Raw genomic sequence first — 17,929 nt, forward strand, 5'->3', positions numbered from 1 at the left:
AAGCGGACGTGAGGTGTGCGACTTGCCGAGCTGGCGCGGTCGGCGAAGCGACGAAAAGGCCGGGGCGATGTTTCACGTGAAACATCGCCCCGGCTTCGTCTTACTCTGTTCGGTTGGAACGCAGTGGTCGGTGCGGCTCCGTCAGGAACCGCGAGCCTCGGTTAGGAGAGCTCCCGCCACATGATGATGTCGTCCCGGTAGTCGTTATCCGCCATGCGCACCGCGCGCGGCAGACGTCCGACCTCACTGAACCCGTGTCGCCGATAGAAGGCATCGGCGCCGGTGCCCGAGCGGACCTTGAGGGTCAGCGCCTCGAGCTTCAGCTCTTCGCGTGCGACTTGATCGACTGCCGCCAGGAGTTTGCCGCCGAGACCGCTGCCCTGTCGGGAGGGGTCCACCTGGACGTGGCGGATGGTCCGCCAGCCCTGACGCGGCGGGCTGTCGTTTGATGTGAGAACACACCAAGCGACAATGGCGGCTCCTTCCTTAAGAGCGACCAGCGTGTCAGTCTGGTCGATCACTCGCGCGAGAATGGAAACGGTGTGAGGGCGAACCTCTTCGATGTTGACCGGCGGGACGAATCCGACGGAACCGCCGGCGTTCGTCACTCTCACCCAGAGATGGCTGAGTTCGTCAACGAGCGCGGCGGTGACCGGCGGATCCACCAGCACGGCGATGTCGTCGCCCGAAACGGGCGTCGCCTCCGGCGTGGGACTGTCAGTCACTGTTGCTTGCACGCCCTCCAGCTTGCCCTACGAACCCGCCCGACCGACAGTCCCTTCCCGCCATATGGGCGCACGTCACTATCGGACCCGAATCTCGTGTTCTGTCGACGATTCGCCTGGTTCGCGGGTTATATGTCAGTCCACTATCGGCTGTCGACCCTGCGACTCGCCGCGTAACCTCGTGGAAATCTGCCAAAAGGTCGTTTCCGGTGGTTTCCAGTCTCGCAATCATGCGGTATTTTTCGATGGTGGCATCTGCGAGTACCCCCGGCCCGAATTCCAAGCCCGACCTGACGAACCAGAGCCGACAACACCCGAATCCGCGCGCGAGTGGCGTCCGCCCTGCCTTGCCCCCTTTTGTCGACTGGCCCGCCTTCCCGTTCGAAGGCGAGCTCCGTATCAAACCTTTGCAGGAACCGGTGGACGCCGAGCCGCCGCGGCGCGGCGACCGTCAAGAGCAATGCGCGGCCTGCCACACCCCCGACTCGACGTACCTCTGGTCGAACGAGCGGTGGCGGCTCAAGAGCCCGCCGGCGCCGAGCGGCCTGCCCGTCGTGGTGATCCTGGAACCGAGGGCGCACCTCGACCTCGGGGACCTGTCGACGATGCACGCCGCCGAACTCGGCGTGCTGACGGTGCGGCTGGAGCGGGCCATCCGGTCACTGGAGTCCGTGGCGCAGGTCCACGTGAACCGCTGGGGGGACGGCACCGCGCATCTCCAGCAGTGGTTCCTGGCCCGCCCGCACGGCTATCTACAACTGCGAGGCCCGTTCATGACGATGTGGGACGAGATACTGCCGCCGGTTGAAGAGCACGAATGGCAAATGAACCTGGAGTACATAGCCGCCTGGCTTTCCGACGACTGAACCAAAGCACGACCGCGCCTGGCGCGACAGCACTATTGAACGACAGCACTGTTGAACGACTGAGGGTGTCGATGTTTCACGTGAAACATCGACACCCTCAGTCGTTCTGGAGTCGTACGGCCTAGGAGCGGGCCAGTGCCTGGCGGACCATGGTCGCCAGAGTCTCGCCGAAGTCGAGCCCGGCCGCCTTGATCGCCATGGGCAGCAAGGAGGTCTCGGTGGTGCCGGGGGCGACGTTCGCCTCCAGCACCTGGATGTCGCCCGCGTCGTCCACGATCATGTCGATCCGGGACATGTCGCCGAGCCCGAGGGTCCGGTGGACCTGGACCGCCAGTTCGGCGACGCGGGCGGCCACCGGCTCGCTCAGGTGCGCCGGCACGGTCCAGCGCGTCGCGCCCGGGTTGTACCGGGCCGCGTAGTCGTAGTCGCCGTGGAGCGGCGCGATCTCGACCGGCGGCAGTGCCGTCGGGCCGCCACCGAGGTCGACGACGCCGACCGCGATGTCGCGGCCCTCGACGAACGATTCGATGAGCGCTTCGTCGCTGTAGGAGAAGCAGCCCATCATCGCCGAGGGGAAGTCGTCCTCCTTGTGCACGGCGTGCACGCCGAGGCCCGAGCCGCCCGAGTTCGGCTTGACGACGAGCGGCAGGCCCATCTTCGCGGCGATCCGGTCCAGGAGTTTGCGGGCCCCGAAGTCCGAGAACGCTTGACGCGGCATGACCGTCCAGTTCGGGGTGGGGATCCCGGCCGTCCGTAGGAGGTCCTTGGCGGTGATCTTGTTCCACGCCCGGCGCGCGCCGATCGAGCCGGTGCCGACGATCGGGATGTTCGAGAGTTCCAGCACCGCCTGCAGCGAGCCGTCCTCGCCCGGTGATCCGTGCACGAGCGGCAGCACGACGTCGGGCGGGAACTCCTGGAGTGCGGGCAGCAGTTCACCGTCGAGGTCGCGGACCTCGCAGTTCATGCCTTGGCGCTGCAGGGCGTCCGCGGCGCGGCGGCCCGACTTCAGCGAGACCTCGTGCTCGTAGGACATGCCTCCGGCGAGGATGAGCACGCGGATGTCCGAGGCTGCGGCGCTCGCCTTCATGCCGCGCCTCCGGCGAAGGTGTCGCGCAGGTCGATGTCACTGGCGACCACGCCGGCGAGGCGGCGCACGCCTTCGCGGATGGTCTCGGAGGTCTGGGTCGAGAAGTTCAAGCGCATCTCCCTGCGGCCATTGCCGTCGGCGTAGAAACCGGTGCCCGGGACGTAGGCCACGCGCTCTTGGAGCGCCCGCGGCAGCATCGCCTTCGAGTCGAGCCCTTCGGGGAGCGTGGCCCAGATGAAGAGGCCGCCGCCCGGCCGCGTCCAGGTCATGCCCTCGGGCATGTAGTCGGTGAGGGCGCCGAGCAGCGCGTCGCGCCGGTCCCGATAGAGCGTGTTGAAGACCTTGACCTGCTGGCGCCACTCCATCTCGGTGAGGAAGCGGAGCGTGGCCTCCTGGGTGAGCCCGGACGGGCACAGGATCGACGCCTCGATGGCCAGGAGCAGCTTGTCGCGCACCGCGGGCGGCGCGAGGACCCAGCCGAGGCGCAGGCCGGCGGCGAAGATCTTGGAGACCGTGCCGAGGTAGATCACTCCGCGCTCGGCGCGGGCGCGCAGCGGCGCGGGCGGGGCGCCTTCGAAACTGATCATCGAGTACGGGTCGTCCTCGATGACGAGGAGGCCGTGCCTCTCGGCGATCGCCAGGATCTCCTCGCGGCGGTCCTCGGTGAGGGTGACGCCGGCCGGGTTCTGGTAGGTCGGGATCGTGTAGAGGAACTTCGCTTGGCGCCCTTCGCGTTGGAGCGCGGCGAGGCCCTCTTCGAGGCCGGCGGGGATGAGCCCGTCGTCGTCCATCGGGAGGTGCCGGACGTCGGCCTGGGCGGCCTGGAAGGCCCCGAGCGCGCCGACGTAGGTCGGGCCCTCGGCGAGCACGATGTCGCCCGGGTCGAGGAAGGTGCGGGCGAGCAGGTCGAGGCCCTGCTGCGCGCCGGTGGTGAGGACGAGGTCGTCCGCTGAGGCGCGGATGCCCGACAGCTCGAGGACTCCGCAGAGCGCTTCGCGGAGCGCGACGCTGCCCTGGCCGGGACAGTAGCCGAGCGCTTCGGCGCCGACCTGGGAGAGGAGGCGGGTGAACATCTCGCCGAGCTCGTCCATCGGGAGCGCGGCGGTGTAGGGGTTCCCTCCGGCGAGGGAGACGACCTCGGGGCGCGATGCGACCGAGAACAGTGCGCGGATCTCCGACTGTGCCATCCCGTGAACCCGGGATGCGTAGCGACCGGTGTAATCGTCGAGTGTTGTACCGGACACGCGGAGACCTCCTCTGGTGGTCCTCGTCGCCCGCGATCCGTGGTCGCGGGTCGGTGCGGCTGCGTCGTCCGAAGCACTGCCGTTCAAGACCGCCGTGTTCGGCGGCTCGGTATGCGAACGGCGCAGCTCGCGCGGGATCTCGTAGGTACACGCCCGGCCGTCGCTCGCGGTTGACCCGCGGGGCCGGAACAGCGTTCCGACCAGCGTACGACAACTGACGCTGGATCGACCCACTCTACTAGCACGGGGAGCGAAGGCCCCGCGTGTTTTCCGTCATGTGGACTCCTCGCCGACGTAGTCTGGTCGGGTGCATCGGCGCATGGTCAACCTCACACTCGACTCCTTGGAAGACCTTCCGGGGCGTTGCCGGGCCTGCGTGTTCTGGGAGCTCTCGCCCTTGTGCGCGGAGGCCGCCCGCGACGTCGGCGAGCCCGCGCTCGAGAAGGAGGCGTGGCTGTCGCACACGCTGCTGGAGTGGGGCGGGTGCGGCCGGATCGCCTACGAAGGCGAGGACGTGGCCGGGTACGTCACCTACGCGTCGCCGAAGTTCGTGCCGCGCTCGATGGAGTTCCCCTCGGGGCCGGTCTCGCCCGACGCGGCGCTCCTGATGACCGCCTTCGTGCATCCGGCCTATGCGGGGACGGGCCTGGGACGTCAACTGGTGCAGACCGTGGCGGCCGACGTGGCGCGGCGGGGGATCTACGCGATCGAGACGTTCGGCGATGCCCGCGGCGAGGCGCGCGCGTGCCTGGTGCCGGCGGACTTCTACCGCTCGGTGGGGTTCAAGACGGTCCGGCAGGACCCGCGCTATCCGCGGCTGCGCCTGGAGCTGCGCACGGCGCTCGATCGGAGCGTCGAGGCGGAGGAGTCGTCGGTGTTCACCGACTCGGTGGAGTGGTTCAAGCTCGACGACGTCGAGTTGGACAAGTTCTTCGGCGAGCCGACTACCGGCGGTCGCTCCCGGATCGACCGCCTAGGGGCGCAACGCGACGGCGAATTCTTCGACCGCGATTAGGGATGGAAGAAGGCGCGACGCCAGCGGCGTCGCGCCCGTCGCCGTTGTCCGGGTTACTGGCCCAGGAACTTGCGGATGGCGGCCTTCGGCTGGGCGCCGATGAGCTGCTGGGCGGGCTTGCCGTCCTTGAACAGGATCATGGTCGGCACGCTCATCACCTGGTATTCGCGGGTGATCTCCGGGTTCGCGTCGGTGTCGAGCTTGCGGATCACGAAGTCGTCGGTCTCCGCGGCCAGCTCCTCGAGCACCGGGGCGACCTTCTTGCAGGGACCGCACCATTCGGCCCAGAAGTCGACCAGCACGGGCTTGTCGGAGTCCAGCACCTCGGCCTGGAACTCGGCTTGGCCGTTGACTGCTTTGATGGCGCCCATGGGCATCCTCCTGTGTGTCTAAAAAGTGCGGGGTATCAGTCGTTGAGGGCGGAGATGTAGCGCTCGGCGTCGAGTGCGGCCGTGCAACCGGTGCCGGCGGCGGTCACCGCCTGCTGGTAGGTGTGGTCGACGAGGTCGCCCGCGGCGAACACGCCTTCAACGTTGGTGCGGGTCGAGGGGGCGGCCACCTTCACGTAGCCGGACTCGTCGAGCTCGACCTGGCCCTTGAACAGCTCCGAGCGCGGGTCGTGGCCGATCGCGATGAACAGGCCCGTGGCGGGCAGCTCGCGCTCCTCCCCGGTGACGGTGTCGACGAGCTCGACGCTCGAGACCTTGCCGTCGGTGCCCTTGATCTCCTTGACCGCGGAGTTCCAGGCGACCTCGATCTTCGGGTTCGCCAGGGCCCGGTCGGCCATGACCTTGGAGGCGCGGAACTCGTCGCGGCGGTGCACGATGGTGACCTTGGAGGCGAACTTGGTGAGGAACGTGGCCTCCTCCATCGCCGTGTCGCCGCCGCCGACCACCGCGATGTGCTGGTCGCGGAAGAAGAAGCCGTCGCAGGTGGCGCAGGCGGAGACGCCGCGTCCCATGAGTTCGTTCTCGCCGGGCACGTTGAGCGGGCGGAACGCCGAGCCGGTCGCGAGGATCACGGTCTTCGCCTGGTACTCGCGGTCCTCGACCCAGACCTTCTTGACCGGTCCGGAGAGGTCGACGCGGGTGACGTCGTCCGAGACGAGTTCGGCGCCGAAGCGCTCGGCCTGCTTGCGCCAGGAGTCCATGAGCTCGGGACCCATGATGCCCTCGGGGAAGCCGGGGTAGTTCTCGACCTCGGTGGTCTGCATGAGCGCACCGCCGAACTGGAAGCCCTCGAACACGAGCGGGCGCAGGTCGGCGCGGGCGGTGTACAGCGCGGCGGTGTAGCCGGCGGGGCCCGAGCCGATGATGATGACGTCGCGGATTTCGCTCACCGGGTTCGCTCCTGAAATGGTTCGGCGTTCCAGGGAGGGCTCCCTGAACTGACAGCTTCAACGCCATCTTATTGACCCGAAATTCCGCCGCCCGGCGCTGTCGCGGGCTTGTGACAGGCGAATATCCCGATCGTGGGGAACCTCACCCGTACACGGGCCGCGAACGGGGGTGATTCAGGGCCCGGCGGGGCTCAGGGCTGCTTCGCGAGCGGCTCGATGACGCCGTCCGCGCAAGCGGGCGTGAGGGCCACCGCGATGTCGCCGCTCTCGCCGACCATGAGCGCCACGATCGCCGGCTGCGAATCGTAGTGGGCGAAGTCGACCGCGACGAGCAGGCTCGCGTACTCGTGCGCGATGGCCTCTTCGCAGTTCTTCCAGAACTCGCCGCCGGCGGCGAGCTCGGTCAGTTCGGCTGGGACTTCACCGGCGGCGGAGTCGGCGTCGAGTTCGCGCAAGGCCGTGAGCAGGTCGGTGCCTTCGCTGTAGTCGCTGCCGGAGGCGAAGGTCTCCACGCCGGTGATGCCGCCGGCGGCCGCCTCGTCTTCGGTCTCGGCGCCCGACATGGGCGTTTCCTCTTCGTCCGCCGCACCGGGCGCCCCGGCGTCGTCGCTCCGCTCGGTGTCGCTCTCGGCCTGGAGGTCGGCGGAGGCGCCGCTGTCCTCATTGCCGGGGCCGGAGACGAACTGGACGGCGGTGGCGACGCCGCCGACCGTGACCAGCACCGCCGCCGCGGCACTGACGATCGCGTAGCGGACCCGCTTGGGCCGCAGGCGTTCCGCCCACCGCTCGGCCCAGCTCTCGAAGGCGCTCTCGCGAGGGCCCGTGTGCAGGGTGTCGGCCGGAGGCAGGGAGTCGAGGACGCGGTCGAGGCGGTCCCCGACGTGCTCGGGAAGGTCGCCGTAGCCGCTGGAGGCCTGCCGCAGCGTACGGCTGACCTGAGCTTCGGCCTCGGCGTCACTCGGGCGCTGTGGGCTCATCGGTTCCCCTCCTCTCGGCCGTTGCCCGTTCGGTACGTCGTACCTGGTTCGACGTTCGGCTGCCGTGGCGGGTTCCCCGTCGCCGGGGCCGGACCGCCGCCGGAGAGGGTGTCATCGCGCACGCCGCCCGGAACGCCGTTCCCGGCGGCGACGTCGTGGAACGAGGGATCGAACTCGGGGAGCTTCGCCGCGAGGCGCTTGCGCGCCCGCGACGCCCGCGACTTCACCGTTCCCGGACGCACCTTGAGGATCGCGGCGACCTCCTCGACCGGGTAGCCGAGCATGTCGACGTAGACGAGGACCGCCCGCTGGTCGAACGGCAGCTCCGCGAGGGCCCGGTGCACGCTGAGCCGGAGCGCGGCCTGCTGCGGGTCGTGGTCGGCGCCGGCCGCGGCCGGGATGGCGACGGCGTCGTCGTCGGCGAGCGGCACCGTGGGGCGCCGCCCTGAAGCACGGATCCGGTCGAGGCAGGCGTTCACGACGATCCGGTGCAGCCAGGTCGTCACCGCCGAGCCGCCGCGGAAGGTCCCGGCGGCCTGGTAGGCCTTGATCATCGCGTCCTGCACCGCCTCGGCGGCGTCCTCGGGGTCGCCCAAGGTGCGCACCGCGACGGCCCACAGCCGCCCGCGGTGGCGGCGGAACAGCTCGCCGAAGGCCTCCCGTTCGCCGCCGACATGGCGGCGCAGCAGCTCGGCGTCGCTCAGGACGTCGAGGGCGTCGCCTGCGGAGCCCGGGCTTCCGGCCGGGCCCCGGTCGCGCGGGAGAGGGGCGGGCATCGTTGTTCCGCTCTTACCGGACGAAGACGTTGATGTCGCTGATGGTGAGCTTGTAGCCGTCCGCGACGGCGGGCAGCTCGGTCACCCACACCACGATGTAGCGGGTCGCCTCGCCACTGGGCTTCAGCTCGATGTTCGTGTCCGCGTCGGCGACCGGCTCGGCCAGGACCGAGAAGCCGTCCACGATCGCCTGGTCGCCCTCACTGGAGTCGCCCGGGTCCTCGTCGCCCGAGAGCAGACCGACCGTGGCACCGGCACTGGTCATCTGGACCCGCACCGAAGCGACCTCCTGGGCCTCGCCGAGGTCGATGAGGATGCCCATGCCCGGCTTGAGGTTCCCGAAGCGGGGATCGCGGTAGTACGTGTTCGTGGTCCAGCCGGTGGAGGCGTTGTCGTCGATGACGTTCTCGACGCCCTCGCTCTGGTCGCGGTCGCCGTCCGGCGGGTCGACCACCCGGATCGAATCGGGGGTGAGCTCGACCTCGGTGGGTGCGGCGGCGTCGCTGGTCTCGTCCGAGGCGGCGGTGTCGTCGGCACCGGTGTCCGCGCCGGTGACCTGGTCCTCGGCCCCGGCGGAGTCGTCACCGCCGCCGAAGATGACGGCACTGGTGACCACGCCCGCGAAGATGACCGCGGCGATGACGGCCGCGACCACCGCGAGGCGCTTCATGCCGACCGGCGGCGCGTCCGCGCTCGTGCTGCGGCGGCCCAGGCTCAGCGCGCCGAGGACGCTCGTGGGCGTGTGGCTCGCGGCCGCGGGCTCGGCCCCGCCGGTCTCGGCGAGGCGGCGCAGGTCGACCGCGAGCTCGGCCGCGGACGGCGGCGTCTGCGCGTGGTCAAGCAGGTCGGCGGTGAGCTTCGAGAGGGCCGCGGGGATCGCGGGGACGACGGTGGCGGCGGCCAGGACGGCGCCCCATTCGTCGGTGGCGGCGTCAGGGAGCCCGGTGTTCTCGGCGGCCACGACGCGCGGCCACGTCCCGGTCAGGCAGGCGTAGAGGGTCGCGCCGAGCGCCCGCACATCCTCGACGGGGGTGTTTCCGGGCTCGTTGCGCGGCTCGGTGACCATGACCCGGTCGTCCTCGGAGAGGAGGATCGTGCCCGGGTGCAGGTCGGCGTGGGTGACGCCGCCTTCATGGAGGGCGGCGATGGCGTCGGCGACGGACGCGACCAGCTCGAGCGCGTGAACGGACTCGAGGGTCTGGCGTTCGAGGACGCCGCGCAGCGAGGAGCCGTTGACCCATTCGCGCACGACATAGGCGAAGCGGCCCTCGTCGACCGCGTCGTACACGTCGACCATCGAGTCGACGTGCGCGCGCGAGGCGGCGACGGCGGCGGTCATCGTGGGTGCGGCGTCTTCACCGCCGGGGGAGCGGAGCACGACCGCTACTGAGCGGTGGAGCAGGACGTCGACGCCCCGCCACAGTTGGCGGTAGCCGTTCGCGCCTCCGACGTGCTCTTCGAGGCGGTACCGCTCCGCGAGCAGGTCGCCCACGGACGGCACTTCGGCGGTGGTCATGATGCGGGGTCCTCCCCTCTCAATGCGACCCCGCGGAGGGGTCTTGCCGGCCGGGGCCTTTGTGGGCCGGTTCGGTCATGATGCGGTCCAAGTGGCTCTGCGGGATCCGGCCAGAGTGCACGTATGGATCGTACTTGCATCATCGTCGCAGCTTTGCGCGCACCGTTGCCTGGAGCGACGCCATTTCAGTGACGCGGAATACCAGGCAGGCCGTGAAGTACACGCCCAGCAGGCCGATCCCGAGGACGATCGACGCCCCGAACTGCCCCAGTTTCGAACCGGACACATCAGGCCAGACGAGCCATCCGCCGTACGCGGCGGCACCGGCGATCAGGGCCGCCGATCCCGTGCGGATCAGGCCGTTCGCGGTCTTGCGCATGTCGAGCAGACCGATCCGCTTGCGCAGCAGGCTCATGGACAGAAGCAGGCTCACGAGGTACGAGATCCCGTTGGCGGCGAACAGGCCCACCACGACCCACGGCAGGGGCAGGAACGCGAAAGCCAGCAGGTACCCGCCGATGCGGATCGCGATCACCGGCAGGTTGAACAGCGCGACCGTGCGGGTGTCCGTCTGCGCGTAGAACGCGTAGATCTGCAGCTGGCTGATCGAGAACGGCAGCAGCACGATCCCGGCCATGAGCAGCACCTGACCGGTGGCCACGGCCTGCTCGGGTTCGTAAGCGCCCCACTGGAAGATCATGAGCGCGATCGGCTCGTGCAGCGCCACGAACGCCGCCGCGATCGGCACCAGCAGGAACGACGCGAGCCGGATGCCGCTGGAGAGGTGGTCGGCCAGCTCGGGCCAGCGCCGGTCGTCGGCGGCCCGGGTCATGCGCGGCATGAGCGCGGTGATGACGGAGACGGCGACGATGCCGTGGGCCATCATCATCATGAGGTAGGCGTTGTTGTAGACCGTGACGCCGGGCACGAACCCCGATTCCTCGGTCTGGCGGGCGGTGTCGCTGGCGACGTTGGCGACCTTGATGACGGCCATCACCGCGATCTGGTTGGCGGCCACGAACAGCAGGGTCCAGGCGGCCATGCGGCGGATCGTGCGCAGCGGCAGGTTGCGGAAGTCGAAGCGCAGCCGCCATTTGAAGCCGGCCTTGCGCAGCGCGGGGGCGAGGCAAAGCACCTGGATGACGACGCCGGCGGTGGTGCCCGCGCCGAGGAGCACGATCATGCCGTTCGTCACGTCGTCGGCGCTGTCGAACAGCGGGCCGGTCGCGGCGGCCTCGGCGTCGCGCGTGTAGACCAGGTAGAAGACCACGCCGACGGTGATGACGACGAGGTTGTTGATGATCGGCACCCACATGGGCGCGCCGAAGTGCTCGCGGGAGTTGAGGATGCCCGAGAGGATCGCGAACAGCCCGTACAGGAGCAGAGCCGGGAGCATGTAGTAGGAGAACTCGGTGACGAGGCCCTGCTGCTCCGGGTTCGCCATGAACAGGGAGATGAGCGGGGCGCAGGCGGTGACGAGGATCGCGGCGCCGCCGAGGACGAGGGTGGCGAGGGTGAGAAGTCGCTGGGCGAAGAGGTCGCCGCCGTCGGGGTCGTTCTTGTGGGCTTTGACGAACAGCGGCAGGATGATGCTCGCGAACACGCCGCCGAGGACGAGCTCGTAGATCATCTGGGGGAAGTACTGCGCGGTCGTGTAGGAGTTGCCGAGGAGTCCGGCGCCGATGGCGGCGGAGATGACGACGGTGCGCCCGAACCCGGTGATGCGGGAGACGAGCGACCCGGCGCCCATGAGGAGGCTGGAGCGGACCACGTTCTTGCCCTGCGGCTTCGGTGGAGCCGGCGGGGGTGTCGGCGCGCCGATCGGGGCGTACCCGTTGCCGGTCTGGGGTCCGGGCGGGTACGGGTCCTGGGGGTTCCCGTGGGGGTGTGGGCCTCGGAAGGGGCCAGACGGCGAGTGCCCGGGGCCAGGGCCCGGTCTCGCGCTAGGTTCGGCCATTCTCGCACTCTCCGCTAAGCTTGCCCGGCGATGTCTGACAACAGTAGCGGTAAGGAAATCACGGTCCCGCCCATTGCCGATGAGCTGGGTCGGGTGTTCGCGGGCGAGGGCTTTGAGCTGCATCTGGTCGGCGGCCCGGTCCGGGACGCGGTGCTGCGCCGGAACGTGAGCGACCTCGATTTCACGACGGACGCGCGTCCGGAGACGACGGAGGCGATCCTGCGGTCGCACTGCTCGACGGTGTGGACCACGGGCGCGGACTTCGGGACCATCGGCGGGATGTTCCGGGGCGAGCAGGTCGAAGTGACGACGTTCCGCGCGGACGCGTACGACCGGGTGAGCCGCAATCCGATCGTGCGGTACGGGGACAGCCTCGTCGACGATCTGGAGCGGCGCGATTTCACGGTGAACGCGATGGCGGTCTCGTTGCCCGGGCACGAGTTCGCCGACCCGTTCGGGGGTCTGGCCGACATCGCGCGGCGCACGATCCGGACGCCGGCGTCGCCGGAGTCGTCGTTCGCGGACGACCCGCTGCGGATGCTGCGTGCGGCGCGTTTCGCCGCGCAGCTGGGTTTCGACATCGACCCGGAGACCCTCGACGCCATGCGGCGCATGGCCCCCGAGCTCGCGCGGATCACCGCGGAGCGGATCAGGGACGAGTTCAACAAGCTGATGCTCGCGCCCGATCCGGTGGTGGGCCTGCGGATCCTCATCGACACGGGCCTGGCGGAGCAGTTCCTGCCGGAGCTGCCGGCGCTGCGCATGGAGATCGACGAGCACGCCCAGCACAAGGACGTCTACGAGCATTCGCTGCAGGTGCTGCGCAACGCGATCGCACTGGAGCAGGCCGGGCCGGATCTGCTGCTGCGCCTGGCGGCGCTGCTGCACGACATCGGCAAGCCCGAGACCAAGGACATCGTCGCTGGCGGCGGCGTCACGTTCCATCACCACGATGTGGCCGGGGCCCGCTTGGCGCGCAGGCGGATGCGCGAGCTGAAGTACCCGAAGGCCGAGGTGCAGGCGGTCTCGCTGCTCATCAGCCTGCACTTGCGCTTCTACGGGTACGGCGAAGCGGGCTGGACGGATTCGGCCGTGCGCCGGTACGTCACGGACGCCGGCGCCCAGCTCGACCGGCTGCACCTCCTGGTGCGGTCGGACTGCACGACCCGCAACCGCCGCAAGGCCGAGCGGCTGCGCCGCGACTACGACGCGTTCGAGGACCGGATCTCGCGGATCCGCGCCGAGGAGGATCTGCGCGCGGTGCGCCCCGATCTCGACGGCAACGCGATCATGGAGCTCCTGGGCCTCGAGCCCGGCCCCGCGGTGGGCCGGGCCTGGGCGTACCTCAAGGAGCTTCGGCTGGAGCGGGGCCCGATGCCGCGCGAGGAAGCGGAGTCGGAGCTGCGGGCTTGGGCGGCGAGGGAAGGGTTCGCACCGCGTCAAGACGCGGGATGAGGATCTCCTGCACCACCAGGGCGCACATGAAGGCGACCATGATCCAGCGGGAGGCGGCGGCGGTGAGGAAGAGCGCCTCGGGGATGCCGCGGCCGTCCTCTTCGGCGGAGACCTGGAGCATCTTGCCGTAGAAGGCGATGAAGTAGAACAGCTCGGCGGCCTGCCAGACGAGGAACGCGCCCCATTTTGGGCGGGCGAGGATCGCGAGCGGGACGAGCCAGAGCACGTACTGCTGCGACCAGACCTTGCCGAAGAGCAGGAACGCGGCCAGGACGAGGAAGCACAGCTGCGCCAGGCGCGGCATGAGGTCGTCCATGAGCGCGGTCGGCTTCAGGCCCGGCCAGGCGCTGGCGCGCTTGGCGGTGCCTCGCGGGGCGAGCCAGCCCAGGAGCGCGACCCCGATGCAGGACAGGGCGAACAGGACCAGGTAGAGGTCGTTCACGAACTCGGAGTCCCAGAGCCGCTCCCAGCCGGTGACGCCGCGCAGCACGTACCAGCCGGTGCCCCAGTCGACGGGGCGTTCGGAGTTGAGTTCGAAGAACCGCATCCACGACTCGGGCCACAGGTAGGCGACGGGTGCGTTGATGGCGGCCCAGACGACGGCGGCGGTCGCGGTGGTCTGGAGCGCGGGCAGGAGTTTTCGCTGCCGCAGCGCGAGTACGAGGAGCGGGCCGATGAACAGGAGCGCGTAGAACTTCGCGGCCACGGCGAGGCCGAGGAAGAGCCCGGCCATGATGGGGCGGCTTCGCTGCCAGTACAGGAAGAACGGCATCGAGAGGGCGATGGCGAACAGGTCCCAGTTGACGGTGGCGGTGACGAGCATGACGGGCGCGGCGGCGAGCATCATCGCGTCCCAGGGCCTTGAGGGACGGGATCTGACGAGCGCCGGGTCGGGGTTGGGTCCGGGGAGGTCGGTGCGGCGGTTGTCCTCGCGGATCTTGTGGAGGACCGCGATGGCGGCGGCGCCGCAGATGAAGAGGACGATCGCGTTGAGGTGGTAGAAGATCGGGCCGCCGTCGGTGCCCGCGACGGAGCCGATGCGGTAGGCGATCTGCCCCAGGATCCCCATGAACCAGCCGGTCAGTACCGGGTATTCGACCGGGTGGTCACGGTAGGGGATGGCGCCTTCGTTGAGCCGCTCGGCGCCCCACAGGGCGCGGATGTCGGTGTAGCAGGCGTTCGTGTACTGGGACCAGTCGGTCCAGCCGCCTGCCGCGCACGGGTATTTCTGGAGCCAGTTGACGGCGAAGGCGATGAGTCCGGTGAGGAGGATGACCCGGATCGGCGTCCAGTAGCGGCGCCGGGGCGGGTCGACCGCGTGGTCGCCGAAGGGGCCGCCGATGAAGCCCGAGGCGAATCGGGCGAAGCGGTCGGTGAGGGTGGGGGAGGCCGAGGGGCGTTCGGCCGAACGCGGCTGCTCAGTGAAAGACGGCGGCATGGGCCCTATTGTGGCCCATGCCGCCGTCTCGGCGCTATCTGCGGTTCGCTGCGTTAACCGCGAGGTCAACCGTTGCCGTTGTTGTTGTCGCCCTCTTCCGGAGTCGACGTCATTCCCTCTTCGGGATCCGTGGACTCCTCGTTGCAACTGGGTGGCGGGATGATGGCGTCGCATTCGTCGTCGGTGCTCGGGTCCTCCGATGGATCGGTGGACGGCGAGGCGCCGTCTTCCGGAGGAGTCTCGCACTCCTCTTGGTTGCCGTTGCCGCCGCCGTTATTGCCGTTCTCGCCGTCCTCGCATTCGGTCTCTTCCTCCTCCTGCTGGCTGGCGCACAACTCGTTGTCGGGCTTGGCGGCGCAGAACTGGCCGCCCTCGTTCACGCCGGCTTTTTCGATGTCCCACCAGGTCTCGTTGCCGGCGTTGGCCTTGCCTTCCCACGACTCCTCTTCCCAGCCGGTCGCCTCGAGGATCCCCTCCATGGCCTTGAACCAGACCGGATAGGCGGTGTTCGAGCCGAACACGTTGCTCTTGTCGCCATTGGGGTCGGCGATCGGATCGGATTCGGAGGTCACGTTGCCGACCCACGCGGCGATGGAGAGCTGCGGGATCGCACCGACATACCAGGCGTGGGCGTTCCAGCTGGACTCGCACTCCTCGCAGCTGGCCTCCCACGTACCGGTCTTGCCGAAGTAGTCGCGGGAGAGCTGGTCGGTCTCGGACTCGCCGCCGATCTCCGAACCGACCCACTGGAGGTCTTGGGCCACGGACGAGTCGATGGCCTGCTCGCCGAGCGTGAGCGGGTTGATCTCCTCGACCACGTTGCCCTTGTTGTCCTTCACTTCGGCGACGAAGTGCGACTCGTTGTAGACGCCGTCGTTGGCGATGGTGGCGTAGACCGAGGCCATGTCGCGCACGCTCGTCGGGTACTGGCCGAACGCGATGTGGTTGTAGAACGGGTCGGTGTCGCCCTTGTCGCCGATCGGGCAAGGCACCGGCCGCTCGTCCTCTGTCTGGATGAAGTAGCCCTCGGTGTTCACGATCGGGTTGCAGTCCCCATCGACCTGGACGGGAGCCAGCGTGTTCCAGTTGCCGGAGCCGTCGGTCACCGGTTCGCCCTTGGCGTCGACCGCCATACCGTGCTGGGAGTAGGTGCCGTCGTCGTAGAACTGGTAGTTGACGCTCCTGTCGTCCCAGGTCTTGCCTGCGGAGTCGGTGAGCGAGCGGGCCTGGCTCATGAAGCTCAGACCCATCTTGTCGGCGTAGTCGAGGACCTTGAAAGCGCCGTATTTCTCGGCGATCGAGTACATCGGCGTGTTCTTCGAGTCGCGCACCGCGTCGGTGAGCTGCATCTCCAGGTCTTTGTCCTGGCTGCCGTTGCGCAGGGTGCAGTTCGGGTATTCGCCGCCGCCGATGCACTGCTCGGTCTCGTTGTCGGTGAGGCTGTCGAACTTCCGCGGCGAGTCCGCGTTGAACCAGGAGTCGATCGAGTCGCCTTCCGAGATGGCGGTGGCGGCGGTGATCATCTTGAACGTCGAGGACGACGGGTGCGGGGACTCGGGCCCGGCCTTGTCCACGCCGAAGCCGTTGTCGCCGCCGTAGTAGCCGACGATGTCCCCGGTTTCGGGATCGATGGCGACCATGGCCGTCATCATGTACTTCTCGTACGCCTCCAGCGCCGCTTCCTCGTTGGTGTTCTCGAATTGGGCGTAGCCCTCGCTGGTGAGGTCCTTCTTGGCCTCTTCGCGGGTCGCGACGACCTCGCCCGCCTCGTTGAGGAACTCGCCGGCCTCGTTCGTATCCACCGCGATCTCGCCGCGGGAACCCGTGGCGGCGAGCTGGTTCTGGATGGTCGGGTCGATCGTGAGCGTGACCGAGTACCCGCCGCCCTTCCCCTCCTTGCCGCCGTACAGGTCTGCCTTCGTGAGGCCGTACCGGGTTTGGAGCTCGTCGAAGACGTAGCCGTCGAGTTCGTTGATGATGAAGCCGACGTTCGTGTTGCCGCCCCACGAACCGGCGGAGTTGAACTCGTCGATCGGGACGGGCATCTCCTCGGCGTCCCGCTCCTTCTGCGTGATGTAGTCCTCTTCGAGCATGGCGCCCATGGAGTAGTCCCACCGCGCTTGGGTGGCCTCCGGGTCGAACACGTCCTCGTAATACGGGTCGTACGTACCGTCGGGGGACTTGACCTGCATGATGATGTACGCGGCCTCGCCGGGAGTGAGGTCGTTGAGGCCCTTGTTGAAGTACACCTTGGCGGCGGCCTCGATCCCGGTGGCGCCGCGCCCGTACCAGGCCAGGTTGAGGTAGGCCGTGATGATCTCGTCCTTGGAGTACTCCTGCTCCATCTTGATCGCCATGGCCGCTTCTTTCGCTTTGCGGTCGTAGGAGATCTCGTTGCGGATGGCCATGACCATGCCCGCGTACTGCTGGGTGATCGTCGAGGCGCCCTGCGTGTCGCCGCCGCTGAGGTTGTTCACCAGGGCGCCCATGGTGCGGGTGAAGTCGACACCGCTGTGGTCACGGAACTTGCGGTCCTCGGTGGCGATGAGCGCGTCTTTCACGATCTTGGGGATCTCATTCTCCTCGGCTTGCAGGCGCAGCGTCTCGCCGTAGCCGCCGGCCTGGGTTCCGTCCGAGAAGTAGAAGCTGGACGACTCGCCCGCGCGGGAGATGCTCCCGGGGTCGTCCACGGTGACGAAGAAATAGGAGCCGACGATGGTGACGCCGGCGATGAAGAGGACGCCCATCGCGATCATCGCGGCGAGCATCTTGCGGCCGAGGCGCTTGCGCTTCTTCTTGCCGCCCTCGGCTTCGAGGTCGCTCTTGTTCAGCGGACCCTTGCCCGCGCGGCGCGCGCCGGTGACGCTGGCGCGGCCGGTCCTCTCGCTGTCGAAGTCGCCCACCGAGGCCGAGCCCACGGACGCCGAGCCCACGGACGCCGAGCCGACCGAAGCCGAACCCACGGATGCGGAGCCCACTGAGGCGCGGCCGGTGCGTCCCGCACCGCCGACCGAGGCGCTGCCGGTGGCGCCGCCCACGGATGCCGAGCCGGTAGGTCGTCCCACGGATGCCGAACCGGTGGGCCGTCCGACCGAGGCCGAGCCGCGACCGACCGGGGCCTGCCCGGAGGGAGGTGTGCCGTACGGCTGCTGGCGCGGCCGCGGGGCCTGGCCGTAGCCGCCGCCCTGCTGTTGGGATCCGCCGCCCCAGCCGTAATCGGAGTCGCCCTGCCTGCCGCCGGAGCCGCCGGGGGCGTTGCCGTAGGCGCGGCCGTCCGGTTGTCCGGCGCCGTGGCCCTGAGGCCGTCCGTCCTCGGGGGGCGGGGCGGGACGATAACCGTAGTCGCTCATGCTCAACCATCCACGTGCTGTGTAACCCAGGCATGGGCCGGGGTTTGCCGGTCGGCCCGGTGCACCCGGCGCGCAGCATCCCGAGGGGAACGCGCCCGGTAGACCGGATTTCGCAAAGGTCTACTCCCGGCATGGGGGGTGGCCGGTCGTCTCGCAGTTTCGCACATCGAATCTGAGAGAACTC

General features: G+C 69.0%; 14 protein-coding genes. 3 read left to right on the forward strand and 11 right to left on the reverse strand.

The genetic code is table 11. The features are described from left to right. Window positions 1-161 precede the first annotated feature (161 nt). Window positions 162-737, reverse strand: a complete 576-nt coding sequence (locus tag ACFO8M_RS11230; protein WP_387974752.1) for a GNAT family N-acetyltransferase — start codon at window positions 735-737, stop codon at window positions 162-164. Window positions 738-1,144: 407 nt separating this feature from the next. On the opposite strand from ACFO8M_RS11230, the gene ACFO8M_RS11235 reads away from it, so the two are divergent. Beyond that, a complete protein-coding gene (locus ACFO8M_RS11235; RefSeq protein ID WP_387974755.1) occupies window positions 1,145-1,591 on the forward strand; it encodes a hypothetical protein in 447 nt (148 codons plus the stop codon). Between the two features lie 121 nt (window positions 1,592-1,712). Here ACFO8M_RS11235 and ACFO8M_RS11240 read toward each other — a convergent pair whose 3' ends face one another. Then, window positions 1,713-2,678 (reverse strand): D-alanine--D-alanine ligase family protein, encoded by a 966-nt coding sequence (locus ACFO8M_RS11240; RefSeq protein WP_387974758.1) that lies wholly within the window; start codon window positions 2,676-2,678, stop codon window positions 1,713-1,715. After that, the gene (locus ACFO8M_RS11245; RefSeq protein ID WP_387974761.1) at window positions 2,675-3,922 is read right to left on the reverse strand and encodes an aminotransferase-like domain-containing protein; all 1,248 of its coding nucleotides are present in this window, start codon (window positions 3,920-3,922) and stop codon (window positions 2,675-2,677) included. Before ACFO8M_RS11245 ends, ACFO8M_RS11240 begins: the two co-directional genes overlap by 4 nt. A 307-nt stretch (window positions 3,923-4,229) precedes the next feature. On the opposite strand from ACFO8M_RS11245, the gene ACFO8M_RS11250 reads away from it, so the two are divergent. Further along, window positions 4,230-4,937: a GNAT family N-acetyltransferase gene (locus tag ACFO8M_RS11250; RefSeq protein ID WP_387974763.1), complete on the forward strand. Its 708-nt coding sequence runs from the start codon at window positions 4,230-4,232 to the stop codon at window positions 4,935-4,937. Between the two features lie 53 nt (window positions 4,938-4,990). Here the strand turns inward: ACFO8M_RS11250 and trxA are convergent, their stop codons facing one another. From trxA to murJ, 6 genes are all read right to left on the reverse strand, one after another. Continuing rightward, complete coding sequence (gene trxA, locus ACFO8M_RS11255) at window positions 4,991-5,308, reverse strand: thioredoxin (RefSeq protein ID WP_387974766.1); 318 nt, start codon at window positions 5,306-5,308, stop codon at window positions 4,991-4,993. A 35-nt stretch (window positions 5,309-5,343) separates the two neighbouring features. Further along, on the reverse strand, window positions 5,344-6,276 hold the full coding sequence (gene trxB, locus ACFO8M_RS11260) for a thioredoxin-disulfide reductase (RefSeq protein ID WP_387974769.1): 933 nt from the start codon (window positions 6,274-6,276) through the stop codon (window positions 5,344-5,346). Window positions 6,277-6,467: 191 nt separating this feature from the next. Then, window positions 6,468-7,253 carry a hypothetical protein gene (locus tag ACFO8M_RS11265; protein WP_387974772.1) on the reverse strand — a complete coding sequence of 262 codons (786 nt, stop codon included), beginning with the start codon at window positions 7,251-7,253 and terminating at the stop codon, window positions 6,468-6,470. Next, entirely contained in the window at window positions 7,250-8,029 is a 780-nt protein-coding gene (gene sigM, locus ACFO8M_RS11270) for an RNA polymerase sigma factor SigM (RefSeq protein WP_387974775.1), read from the reverse strand. The genes ACFO8M_RS11265 and sigM overlap by 4 nt, the downstream gene beginning before the upstream one ends. 13 nt (window positions 8,030-8,042) lie before the next feature. Further along, window positions 8,043-9,545, reverse strand: coding sequence for a protein kinase family protein (locus ACFO8M_RS11275; RefSeq protein ID WP_387974778.1), 1,503 nt, complete (start codon window positions 9,543-9,545; stop codon window positions 8,043-8,045). Between the two features lie 139 nt (window positions 9,546-9,684). After that, complete coding sequence (murJ, locus tag ACFO8M_RS11280; protein WP_387974781.1) at window positions 9,685-11,316, reverse strand: murein biosynthesis integral membrane protein MurJ; 1,632 nt, start codon at window positions 11,314-11,316, stop codon at window positions 9,685-9,687. Window positions 11,317-11,532: 216 nt separating this feature from the next. Between murJ and ACFO8M_RS11285 the strand changes: the two genes are divergently transcribed. Further along, complete coding sequence (locus ACFO8M_RS11285; protein WP_387974784.1) at window positions 11,533-12,957, forward strand: CCA tRNA nucleotidyltransferase; 1,425 nt, start codon at window positions 11,533-11,535, stop codon at window positions 12,955-12,957. Here ACFO8M_RS11285 and ACFO8M_RS11290 read toward each other — a convergent pair. Together ACFO8M_RS11290 and ACFO8M_RS11295 are read right to left on the reverse strand one after the other, a co-directional pair. Beyond that, a complete protein-coding gene (locus ACFO8M_RS11290) occupies window positions 12,848-14,395 on the reverse strand; it encodes a glycosyltransferase family 87 protein (protein ID WP_387974787.1) in 1,548 nt (515 codons plus the stop codon). The genes ACFO8M_RS11285 and ACFO8M_RS11290 overlap by 110 nt on opposite strands. A 65-nt stretch (window positions 14,396-14,460) precedes the next feature. Further along, on the reverse strand, window positions 14,461-17,745 hold the full coding sequence (locus ACFO8M_RS11295) for a transglycosylase domain-containing protein (RefSeq protein WP_387974790.1): 3,285 nt from the start codon (window positions 17,743-17,745) through the stop codon (window positions 14,461-14,463). Window positions 17,746-17,929: the final 184 nt, after the last annotated feature.

This window comes from Glycomyces rhizosphaerae (genome assembly GCF_042647865.1).
Lineage (GTDB): Bacteria > Actinomycetota > Actinomycetes > Mycobacteriales > Micromonosporaceae > Glycomyces > Glycomyces rhizosphaerae.

Bases quoted from the DNA above. Each gene is read 5' to 3' on its own strand.
- ACFO8M_RS11240 (WP_387974758.1), bottom strand. From the start codon at position 2,678: ATGAAGGCGAGCGCCGCAGCCTCGGACATCCGCGTGCTCATCCTCGCC.
- trxA (WP_387974766.1), bottom strand. From the start codon at position 5,308: ATGGGCGCCATCAAAGCAGTCAACGGCCAAGCCGAGTTCCAGGCCGAG.
- ACFO8M_RS11265 (WP_387974772.1), bottom strand. From the start codon at position 7,253: ATGAGCCCACAGCGCCCGAGTGACGCCGAGGCCGAAGCTCAGGTCAGC.
- sigM (WP_387974775.1), bottom strand. From the start codon at position 8,029: ATGCCCGCCCCTCTCCCGCGCGACCGGGGCCCGGCCGGAAGCCCGGGC.
- ACFO8M_RS11275 (WP_387974778.1), bottom strand. From the start codon at position 9,545: ATGACCACCGCCGAAGTGCCGTCCGTGGGCGACCTGCTCGCGGAGCGG.
- ACFO8M_RS11285 (WP_387974784.1), top strand. From the start codon at position 11,533: ATGTCTGACAACAGTAGCGGTAAGGAAATCACGGTCCCGCCCATTGCC.
- ACFO8M_RS11290 (WP_387974787.1), bottom strand. From the start codon at position 14,395: ATGCCGCCGTCTTTCACTGAGCAGCCGCGTTCGGCCGAACGCCCCTCG.
- ACFO8M_RS11295 (WP_387974790.1), bottom strand. From the start codon at position 17,745: ATGAGCGACTACGGTTATCGTCCCGCCCCGCCCCCCGAGGACGGACGG.